Source organism: Acinetobacter sp. (assembly GCF_049284435.1).
GTDB lineage: Bacteria > Pseudomonadota > Gammaproteobacteria > Pseudomonadales > Moraxellaceae > Acinetobacter.
Window position 1 is genome coordinate 1 of record NZ_JBAPXX010000040.1, and the last position, 11,077, is coordinate 11,077.

Below are 11,077 nucleotides of genomic sequence, written 5' to 3' on the forward strand. Positions count from 1 at the left end.
TCATAAATCTGGCAAATCCGGGCATCGCGGTAAATCCGTTCAATCGGGAAATCTTTCAGATAACCATAGCCTCCAAAAATCTGTAAAGCTTTAGAACAGACGCGTTCTGCCATTTCTGAAGCAAATAACTTGGCCATGGAGGCTTCAGTTAAACAGGCTTCACCGGCTTCTTTCTTGCGTGCTGCAAAATGCACCAGTTGCCGTGCCGCTTCAATTTCAGTCGCCATACTGGACAGCCTGAAAGAAATCGCTTGCTGTTCAAAAATAGCTTTGCCAAAGGCGATCCGATCATGCGCATAAGCCGTGGCTTCTTGCAACGCAGCACGCGCCAGTCCAACCGCTTGTGCCGCAATGCCGATCCGTCCACCTTCCAGATTGGCGAGGGCGATTTTCAGGCCTTCACCTTCTGCACCGAGTCTTAAACTTTCATGAATGCGCACATCGGTTAAGGCAATCTGACAGGTATCCGAAGCATGCAGGCCCAGTTTTTCTTCCACCCGAATCACTTCATAGCCGGGAGTATCACGCGGCACTAAAAATGCACTCATGCCTTTTTTACCTGCACTTGGATCAGTCACCGCAAATACAATAATCATCCCGGCATTGTGCCCAGAAGTAATAAACTGTTTGGCACCATTAATAATGTAGTGATCGCCGTCTTTGACTGCACGGGTTTTAATCGCAGCCGCATCCGAGCCGGTATGTGGTTCAGTTAAGGCAAAAGCCCCTATCATTTGACCTTGAGCCAAAGGTATTAAAAATTGCTGTTTTTGCTGTTCAGTGCCGAACTTGAAAATCGGCACACAACCCACTGAGTTATGTACGCTCATGATGGCGGATGTTGCGCCATCGGCCGCAGCAACTTCTTCTAAAGCCAGCACATAAGCCAGCGTACCGGTGCCAGAGCCGCCCCATTCTTCCGGAATCAGCATGCCTAGAAAACCCAGCTCTCCCATTTGGGCCAAGGCTTGTTTAGGAAAGATGCCTTTTTGATCCCATTCGCCGGCAAAGGGTTTAATTTGTTCCTGGGCGAAGCTTTTGGCCATATCCTGAATCAGTTGTTGCTCTTCCGTTAATTGCATTGATTCTTCCTTCAATCTCTTTATTCGATTTTTTTATTCAAGCTGCTGGCTTTGGCTGGTTATGCGGTCTTCGCTTGCTGCTTGTTGATTTCCTGATTGCGCAGTAAAAAGCGTTGAATCTTGCCGCTTGGGGTTTTGGGCAATTCGGTCACAAATTCAATCAAGCGCGGATAGGCATGTGCAGACAAACGCTTTTTCACAAATTGACCCAGCTCTTCTTCCAGATGGATCGAAGCTGCAAAATTATTCGCCAGAATCACAAAGGCTTTAATCACTTCGGTACGCTCGGGATCAGGCACGCCAATGACTGCTGCTTCAATCACGGCATCATGTTCCAACAAGGCACTTTCCACATCAAATGGGCCGACCCGATAGCCTGACGTTGTAATGACATCATCACTACGCCCGACAAAGCTCATACTGCCATCGGCATGAATTTCTGCCGTATCACCAGTTAAATAATAATGTCCGACAAATGGAGATTTGCGGCTTTCTTCATAACCGGAGAACCACATCATCGGAGATTGGCTGATATCGATCGCTAAGATGCCCGGGACGTCAGCTGCTAATTCATGACCTTGTTCATCAACAACGGCAATTCGGTAACCCGGACTGGCAAAGCCTGCCGAACCTGAACGGACCGGATGTTCCAGAGCATGATGATTACATACCACCATCCCGACTTCGGTCTGGCCATAATGGTCATAAATCGGCACATCCAGCACTTCTTTAAACCAGCGGATCACTTCCGGATTTAACGGTTCACCCGCACTGCTGACGACACGTAATTTACCACGCAGCTGTGCCATTTGAGCAGGGTCGGCTGCCATCATCATGCGATAAGCAGTCGGTGCACCGGCCAGATTGGTAATGCCATATTCCTTAACAATTTCACAGACACTTTCTGCATTGAAACCGCCTTCATAAAACAAGGTCGAGTGTCCAAGTATTAAGGGACCAGTAATCGCGTAATACAAACCGTAGGCCCAGCCGGGATCGGCAATATTCCAGAATGCATCTTCAGGAGTCAGACCAATGGCATTTTGCATATAGCTTGCAAAAGCAATCAGCGCTTTTAACGGGACTTTAAGCGGTTTCGCTGGTCCAGTCGTCCCCGAAGTAAACATCAATAAAAAAGGATCATCAATATTCAGGATTTCCAGCTCACAAGCTTCAGCCTGACGGTTTAATACCGTCCAGAAGCTAAGGTCATGCGGATAGCGCTCTGCCTCGGTTTCAGCATGTACCGTCACAATCGGTGGACAGTTGCTGATCTCGGATAATTTCTCCCGATTGGCTAAATCGGTCACCACCAGTTTGCTCTGGGCAAGTTGAATACGATGCTCGATGGCTTTAGGACCAAAGGCGGTGAATAATGGTTGATAGACTGCACCAATCCGCCAGGTCGCTAAAATGGTAATAATCAGCTCTGGGGTACGCGGTAATAATCCGGAAACGCGGTCGCCTTTACCAACGCCTTGAGACTTTAAAAAGTTGGCAAACTGGCTGGAATATTTTTTGAGTTTGGCAAAGCTATACTGTTCTTTACGACCATCTTTACCGTACCAGTACAAGGCAATTGCATCGGAATTGGCATGACGGTCACAGCATTCATAACAGGCATTCACTGCCTGCATTGAACCAGATAGGAACTGACTTGCAACCGCATCTAAATCAAAATTTTGAACCGTTTTTTGATAATCTAACATGTTAAACCTCAGCCTGAATTTATCGTTATTAATGACAGGGTATTTTTTGATGGAGCTTTTCCTTGCTCCATCAATGGTGATTCAATATTAAGCGGGTATTGCAGTGTATTGATGCATGATGCTGGAGAAGTCCAGATGGGCATCGCCTTCCTGACACAGTTGCTGATAGAGTTTCTGTACCATGCTCCCGAGTACAATCGGCTGGTCAACTTGCTGCGCTGCATCGACGGCCAGCCCTAAGTCTTTGAGCATCAGTTGTGCTGCAAAACCGTCGGTATAACCTCGCGATGACGGCGCGTTTTCGCAAATATTCGGCCAGGGATTATAAATTTCAGAACTCCAGCAACGCCCGGTTGAACTATTAATTACCCCAGCCAAGGCCTGCGGATCAATTCCCAGTCTGGCTCCAAGTGCCATCCCTTCTGCAACGGCAGTCATGGAAATCCCTAGAATCAGGTTATTACAGATTTTTGCAACCTGTCCTGTTCCAACAGCGCCACAATGCACCAGATTTTTACCCATACAGCTGAGTACCGGTTTTACTGCCTCAAAGGTCGCAGTATCTGCGCCGACCATAAAGGTCAAGGTGCCATCTTTGGCGCCCAAAGTTCCGCCTGATACCGGTGCATCACAGACCCGAATCTGTTTGGCCTGCGCTGCTGCGGCAATGTCCTGAATGGTTTGCGGGTCAATGGTACTGCTATCAATACACAAACTGCCCGCCTGAAGTACCTCCAGAATACCGTGTTCACCGAGATAAACATCACGTACATGCTTGGCTGCAGGCAACATGCTGACCACGACTTCTGCCTTCTTCGCGGCAGCTTGTGGACTGTCACAGACGATGCCACCTGCTTGTGCAAAATGCTGTAAAGCGACTGTACTTAAGTCATAACCAAATACCTGATGGCCTGCTTTGAGCAGGTTTTGCGCCATGAAACCGCCCATGTTGCCTAAACCAATAAATGCAATCTTCATGCTGATGCTCCTTAGCGCAGACTGATGGTGGTATTGACACCGGTGGTTTCCTGATCATCTTCAAACCAGCGACTGGTAATGGTTTTGGTCTGGGTATAGAACTGCACCGCCTGTTTGCCATAAGGTCCTAAGTCCCCCAATTTTGAACCACGTGAACCGGTAAAGCTGAAAAATGGCACAGGGACAGGAATTGGAATGTTAATACCGACTTGACCGATATCAATCTGGTTCTGGAAGGTACGTGCCGTATTGCCATTTTGGGTGAATAGTCCAACGCCATTACCAAATGGATTGGCATTAATCAGCTCAATGGCCTGCTCTAAAGTATCGACATGCATGATCGCCAGTACCGGACCAAATACTTCTTCTTTATAAATGCGCATATCGGTCGTGACCTGATTAAAAATCGTTGGCCCGACAAAATTGCCTTTTTCATAGCCCGGAACCTGTACATCACGGCCATCCAGCAGCATTTCAGCACCTTGTTCAACGCCACTGTTAATTAAATCTATGACACGTGCTTTGGCACGGATTGAAATCACCGGTCCAACATCGGTATTCGGTTCATGCCCGGCATTCACCTTTAAAGTTTTGGTTTTATTGACCAGTTCATCGACCCAATTCTTGGTTTCACCGACCATTACAGTCACTGAAAGTGCCATACAACGTTGACCTGCAGCACCAAAAGCTGCACCGACCAACGCATTTAAGGTCTGTTCTTTATTCGCATCCGGCATCACCACCACATGGTTTTTGGCCCCCATCATCGACTGCACACGCTTGCCGTGCTGGCCTGCGAGGTTATAGACATGCGTGCCGACTGCAGTCGAACCCACAAAAGAAATGGCCTTAATATCACGATGGGTACACAACTGATCGACCACTTCTTTGCCGCCATGTACTACGTTGAGCACACCTGCCGGTACACCGGCTTGAATCGCCAACTCAACCAGCATCATGGTCGATAGCGGATCTTGTTCAGAAGGCTTTAAGACAAAGGTATTGCCGCAGACAATCGCCATCGGGAACATCCACAGTGGAATCATCGCCGGGAAGTTAAATGGGGTAATTCCTGCACAGACACCGAGTGGTTGCTGCAAGGTATAGATATCGACACCGCGTGCCACGCCCTCAATATACTCACCCATCTGTAATGAACCGATCGAACAGGCATGTTCCACCACTTCCAGACCACGCTGGATATCACCCTCGGCATCGGCCAGAGTTTTCCCCTGTTCTGCTGTTAAGACCTGGGCAATACTTTTTAGGTTAGTACGAATCAGCTCCTGCAATTTCAGCATAATCCGCATACGTCCCTGAATGGGAGTATGACGCCAGCTAGCAAAGGCATTTTGTGCAGCCGTAATCGCTGCATTGACTTCTTCTGCGGTAGCAAATGGTACCTGACCCAAGACTTCCTGAGTGGCAGGATTGATAATATCTTGCCAATGGCTGGTTTTTGATTCGACAAATTCACCATTAATGAGAAGTTTTGCGGTGGTGAATCCGGTACTTTGCTGTGGATGAGAAATGGCGTTCATGGTCGCTCCGTGCTGGTTTGTTATTGTCGTTGTATCTGCCTTTACTGGCTTTTATTAAACGTATAATTTTTACGCTGTTTCATCAGACTAACAAAGAACACTTTGACCACCAATAGAAATTGGTGCACGATAGTTGTGCAAATATGCACAGAAATTTAACAGGATGTTAAATAAAAAATGAAAGTGGATTGGGATCATTTACGCTTTTTTTTGGTTTTGGCACGTGCTAAAACGCTCACCAATGCAGCACGCTTGATTGGGGTTGAACACAGTACCGTGGCACGGCGGATTCAAGCGCTGGAGAATACCCTTGGGACGCAACTGTTTAAGCGTGAAGCGACAGGTTATGAACTGACCTCGGAAGGTCTAGCACTGGTGCCGCGTGTGGAACAGATGGAGCAGTCCTTTATCCAGATTGACAAGCGCCATGATCCCTTGCAAGGTCGGGTCCGGATTGGTGCGCCAGAAGGTTTTGGCACGGCATTTTTAGCTCGTCTTTTGGCAGAATTTTCCCAGCATTATCCTTTGCTGACCATTGACCTGATTCCTGTACCGAAAGCGATCAAACTTTCACATCGAGAAGCCGACATTGTGATCGCGATTGACCGGCCCAAATCTGGGCCCTATATCATTACCCGTCTGACCAATTACTGCCTAAAACTATATGGCAGTCAGCATTATTTACAGCAAAATCGGGAAATTAAAAAACTGGAAGACCTCCAGCAGCACCGTTTTGTCGATTATATTGATGATCTGGTCTATAGCACTGCACTATATTCGCTAGAGCGTCTTCCCTTACAGGTCAGTGCCTGTTTTCGCAGTAACAGCATTCTGGCGCAGGAAATTGCAGTGCGTGCAGGCGCTGGACTGGCCATTTTGCCGAAATTTCTGGTCAATGATAAAAGTGAACTGAAAGAGGTGCTGGGTCATCAGCTCAGCTTTACCCACACTTTCTGGATGCTGACGCTGGTCGATCTGCAACATGAACCAAAAATAAAACTGGTCTGGGATTTCCTGCGCAAGCAGGCTGATCTTCAGCAAGACCTGTTAATGGGCAGATAGAGATCTTGAATACACTGTTCACGTTGCAAGGCTATGCACCTTAGTTAATCAACTTAAACAACAACGTATCGATACAGCAAATGAACGTATCACAACATTCCTGACGTCCATGACTTGTTAAATTAACATTCGATCATTCACAATATTTAATCAGATACAGGAAAATAATATGAAAATCTTGATGGTACTGACTTCACATAGCGAGTTAGGTGAAACTGGCAAAAAAACCGGCTTCTGGCTGGAAGAACTTGCAGCCCCTTATTATACGTTTATCGATGCCGGTGCAGAAGTCACCTTGGCCTCTCCTCAAGGTGGTCAACCACCATTAGATCCGAAAAGTAATGAAAAAGATGCTCAAACCGAAACCACACACCGTTTCGAAGCGGATGCATCGGCCATGCAAGCACTGGCGAATACCAAGAAATTAAGTGCAGTCTCGATTGCCGATTTTGATGCAGTATTTTATCCGGGGGGTCATGGTCCATTATGGGATCTGGCCGAAGATCAGACCTCGATTTCCTTGATTGAGCAAACCCTGCAAGCAAATAAACCGGTTGCTTTGGTTTGTCATGCGCCGGGCGTACTACGTCATGTGAAAGGCAGTGATGAGCAAGCCATTGTAAAAGGCAAATCAGTCACAGGCTTTAGCAATACGGAAGAAAATGCTGTAGGCCTGACCGAAATTGTTCCCTTTTTGGTTGAAGACATGCTGAAAGAAAAAGGCGGTCAATATTCCAAAGCTGAGGACTGGCAGGTATACGTGCAACAAGATGGTCTGCTCATTACTGGACAAAACCCAGCCTCTTCTGCTGCAACTGCAGAAGCTTTATTAAAATTATTACAATAGACGTGATTCTAAAGTTTGTATTAACCCTTTAGATCACTTTCTTTGAAAAAGAAAAACCCTGAATGATGCAAGATTATTCAGGGTTTAATTTTTTGTTTATTCCGAAATTTAGTTCGCTTCAACCGCTGTTGAGGCAATATGCTGAGCCAGTAATTCTCTGAGTTTAAATTTCTGGATTTTTCCAGATGGAGTCATCGGAATATCCTCCCAGATTTCCAGGCGTTCCGGAAGATACTGCATAGCCAGATTATGGGTTTTCAGGAAATCTACCAGCTCATTAAAACTTAACGGCTTTGTCTGATCTTTCAGCTTGATGATTGCACAGGCACGCTCACCCATTCGCTCATCTGCATAAGCCACTAAAGCTACTGTTGCAATATTCGGATGTTTATACAGCAATGATTCAATTTCTGCGACCGGAATATTTTCTCCGCCCCGAATAATCACATCCTTCTTACGTCCGCAAATCCGGATATAGCCCTGCTCATCCTGATAGGCAATATCACCGGTATCAAACCAGCCTTCAGCATCTGTATCATTCAAATGTGGTCGTTTTAAATAACCGCCAAAATTTGAACAGGTTCGGATCATCAAACGGCCGGATTCATTCAAGGCTTGGGTCTGACCTTTTTTATCCACGATCTTAATTTCAACACCTGGTAAAGCGATGCCATCAGTATTGAAAGAGCGCTCATCCTCATCTTCAGGTCGAGTCAGCGTTACAGCACCACATTCGGTCATGCCCCAAGCGGATATAACTTTAACCCCCAGAGTTTCCCGGGCTTTTTGCACCAATGGACCTGGAATGGGTGCACCGGCACACAGGAAAATCTTTAGTGAATCGACTTTATCATGCTGTTTTGCCACGGTATTGGACAGGTCATTCAGGAATGGGGTCGAGGCCATGGTGAAATTCACCTGATGCTGATGAATCAGATCCACGGCTTTGGACACATCCCATACATCCTGCAACACCACTTTGGTGTTGAGCTGAATCGGCATCATCAGGCCATACATAAAACCGGTCTGATGCGCCATTGGCGAAGCCATGAGAACCACATCATTTTCAGTTAAATGTAGCCGTTCTGCATAAGGCACAATATTGGAAAATAAAGTATTGGCGGTATGCATGACGCCTTTTGGCTCACCGGTCGTGCCTGAGGTAAAGATCAGCTGGGTAATGTCATCGGGCCCAGATTCCAGTCCATCCAGCGCAGCAACTGCTGAAGGATCTTGTTCCAGACCATGATTGAGTAACAGATGATCAAAATTATTCTCGCCTTCCCCATTCACCACAACTACATGCTTCAAGCTATCCAGCTTGTTTTGCAGTTGATTGGCCAACTGTTCATGATTGAAGTTGCGGAACGTTTTAGGTACGACAAAAACTTTGGATTCACCATGTTTGAGCATGAATTCCAGTTCACGTTCACGGAAAATCGGCATGAGTGGATTCAATACAGCGCCGATACGGCTACAAGCCAGGTAAAGCAAGGTAAATTCCCACCAGTTCGGTAGCTGGCAAGACACCACGTCATTTTTCTCTACACCCAGCTGTTTCAGACCCAGCGCAATTTTATTGGTCATGTCCCAAAGTTGCTGATAGCTGAAAGTCTGTTCAGTTTGATTCTCGACCCTAACGCTTACTAACGCTGTTTTGTCCGGATTCTTTTCTACGGCACTACGTAAAAAATCAAGAATCGTTTGATTTAGCCAGTATCCCTGTTTGAGCATGGCCTCTTTTCTGGCCGTGATCAGAACCGCATCGAAATCCATTCGCTTACTCCTCATTATAATTTTAGTTCAGGCTTGTGCTTTATCATTTTAAGCCGGCACAGCCTTACGTCCTGCTTTGTGCCGCGCAATAATGGTTTTCATGATCTGGGCTGTTCCATCACCGATCTGGAAACCGAGTACATCACGCATCCGCTGTTCCATCACACCACGGTCATAACCGGCATGACCAAAAGTCAACAGACATTGATGAATTACATCATAGGCCAGTTTTGGCCCCCACCATTTACACATGCCCGCTTCAGAGGTATGGGGCAGATGATTGTCCTTGAGCCATAAGGTTTGCAGGCAAAGTAAGCGTGCAGCCTCAACCTGAGTTTCGTATTCCGCCAGTGGATGTGAAACTCCCTGAAAAGCAGTCAATGGCTGACCAAAAGCTTCGCGTTGCGCGGCATATTCCCAAGCTTCATCCAGACTGACACGGGTAACTGCCAAAACCTGTAAACCGATCAGAGCACGAGAAAAATCAAAGCCCTGCATCACCTGTACAAAACCTTTATTTTCATCCCCTAGACGGTGATTTACGGGTACGCGAACATTGTCAAAAAAGATTGAACCGCGACCGATCGCACGCTGACCATGACAGTCAAATCGTGTGGTACTGATGCCCGGTAAATTCATCGGAACTAAGAGCGCTGTCACGCCATGCGCACCATCTTCATTGGCGCCAGTGCGACCAAAAACCACCGAAGCATCTGCCTGATCGGCTGCAGAAATCGAAGTTTTTTCGCCATTAATGATATATTCATCGCCATCACGTTCAATCTTTAAACGTAAATTCGCTGCATCAGAACCGCCTCGCGGCTCGGTCAAGGCAATTGAAAAGATAGCCTCGCCTGCAGTGAGTTTTTTCAGCCAGGGTTCAACTACTTCAGGCTGACCATGTTCGGCCAGAATCTGCCCATTTAGGGAAGCAAGCAGGTTGATATAGGAGAAACTTAAATCCGCTTTGGCAATCGCTTCATGGATAATTCCAGCCGCCAGTCTGCCCATGCCCTGACCGCCGTATTGTTCCGGCAGTTCAGGTGCAATAAAGCCCATTTCACCCATCTTTTTGACCAGATCACGGTCAAAGATTCGGCTTTGGTCTCGTTCCAAAAAGCCTGGGGCGATATATTTCTGGGCAAATTTTTCTGCGGTTTCTGCCAAAAACTCGAGTTCTTCAGTGATATAAGGATTCTTTTTCATAGATCAGTCTCCTTATTTGGCATATTTACGGAATTCAGGCTGACGTTTTTCTTTCAGTGCATTGACTCCCTCACGAGACTCTTCAGTATCATAATAAAGTTTCAGCGCATACATCCCCATGCCGGCAATACCGGCCTGATGCGCGGTATCCATATTGAAACTGCGTTTGGCAATTGCAATTGCAGTCGGACTACGCTGACAGATTTCTTCAGCCCAGGTCTGCACTTCGGCATCCAGTTGATCGGCCGGTACGCATTTATTCGCCAGACCTATTTCTACAGCTTCCTGACCAGAATAACGGCGGCACATATACCAGATTTCACGAGCTTTCTTTTCACCTACCACACGTGCTAAAAATGCCGTGCCATAGCCCGGATCAACCGACCCCATTTTTGGACCGACTTGGCCAAAAATGGCTTTGTCTGAACAGATAGTCAAATCACAAATGGTTGCCAGTACATTGCCACCGCCAATCGCATAGCCCTGTACGCGTGCAATTACCGGTTTAGGCACATCACGGATGGCGGTATGTAATTCTTCCATCGGCAAGCCAATCGTTCCGCGACCATCATAATTGCCATCATGCGCGGACTGGTCACCACCGGTACAAAAAGCTTTCTCACCGGCTCCTGCTAAGACAATCGCACCTACATTGCGGTCATAACCTGCTTTATTTAACGCCTTGATCAGTTCGTCACAGGTGGTACCACGGAAGGCATTCATTTTTTCTGGACGGTTAATTGTGATCCAGGCTACACCGTTTTTAACTTCATATAAGATATCTTCAAAATTCATTTTCATAACTTCCTGTACTATTTTTATCGATCTGGTTTTTTTCTTGAAAACAATTATGGGTTGATGTGCTTTTCACTTAAC

9 protein-coding genes are annotated in these 11,077 nt (G+C 46.7%); 2 read left to right on the forward strand and 7 right to left on the reverse strand.

Annotated elements, in window-relative coordinates:
* From WAK81_RS03040 to WAK81_RS03055, 4 genes are all read right to left on the reverse strand, one after another.
* Positions 1-1,082: acyl-CoA dehydrogenase family protein (locus tag WAK81_RS03040; RefSeq protein ID WP_422195634.1), on the reverse strand; the 1,082-nt coding region annotated here is incomplete at its 3' end.
* A 59-nt stretch (positions 1,083-1,141) separates the two neighbouring features.
* Complete coding sequence (locus WAK81_RS03045) at positions 1,142-2,791, reverse strand: AMP-binding protein (RefSeq protein WP_422195635.1); 1,650 nt, start codon at positions 2,789-2,791, stop codon at positions 1,142-1,144.
* 87 nt (positions 2,792-2,878) lie between these two features.
* Positions 2,879-3,769 (reverse strand): 3-hydroxyisobutyrate dehydrogenase, encoded by an 891-nt coding sequence (gene mmsB / locus WAK81_RS03050; RefSeq protein WP_422195636.1) that lies wholly within the window; start codon positions 3,767-3,769, stop codon positions 2,879-2,881.
* Positions 3,770-3,780: 11 nt separating this feature from the next.
* On the reverse strand, positions 3,781-5,310 hold the full coding sequence (locus WAK81_RS03055) for a CoA-acylating methylmalonate-semialdehyde dehydrogenase (protein WP_422195637.1): 1,530 nt from the start codon (positions 5,308-5,310) through the stop codon (positions 3,781-3,783).
* A 177-nt stretch (positions 5,311-5,487) separates the two neighbouring features.
* On the opposite strand from WAK81_RS03055, the gene WAK81_RS03060 reads away from it, so the two are divergent.
* Both WAK81_RS03060 and WAK81_RS03065 read left to right on the forward strand, forming a co-directional pair.
* The gene (locus WAK81_RS03060; protein WP_422195638.1) at positions 5,488-6,372 is read left to right on the forward strand and encodes a LysR family transcriptional regulator; all 885 of its coding nucleotides are present in this window, start codon (positions 5,488-5,490) and stop codon (positions 6,370-6,372) included.
* A 169-nt stretch (positions 6,373-6,541) separates the two neighbouring features.
* Positions 6,542-7,219: a type 1 glutamine amidotransferase domain-containing protein gene (locus WAK81_RS03065; RefSeq protein ID WP_422195639.1), complete on the forward strand. Its 678-nt coding sequence runs from the start codon at positions 6,542-6,544 to the stop codon at positions 7,217-7,219.
* A gap of 108 nt (positions 7,220-7,327) precedes the next feature.
* On the opposite strand, the gene aliA is transcribed toward WAK81_RS03065, so the two are convergent.
* Genes aliA through badI form a run of 3 tightly spaced genes read right to left on the reverse strand, consistent with a single transcriptional unit; the run spans position 7,328 to position 10,996 of the window.
* Entirely contained in the window at positions 7,328-8,995 is a 1,668-nt protein-coding gene (gene aliA, locus WAK81_RS03070) for a cyclohexanecarboxylate-CoA ligase (RefSeq protein ID WP_422195640.1), read from the reverse strand.
* Between the two features lie 48 nt (positions 8,996-9,043).
* Positions 9,044-10,201, reverse strand: coding sequence for a cyclohexanecarboxyl-CoA dehydrogenase (aliB, locus tag WAK81_RS03075; RefSeq protein WP_422195641.1), 1,158 nt, complete (start codon positions 10,199-10,201; stop codon positions 9,044-9,046).
* Between the two features lie 12 nt (positions 10,202-10,213).
* A complete protein-coding gene (gene badI / locus WAK81_RS03080; protein ID WP_422195642.1) occupies positions 10,214-10,996 on the reverse strand; it encodes a 2-ketocyclohexanecarboxyl-CoA hydrolase in 783 nt (260 codons plus the stop codon).
* Between the last annotated feature and the right edge of the window lie 81 nt (positions 10,997-11,077).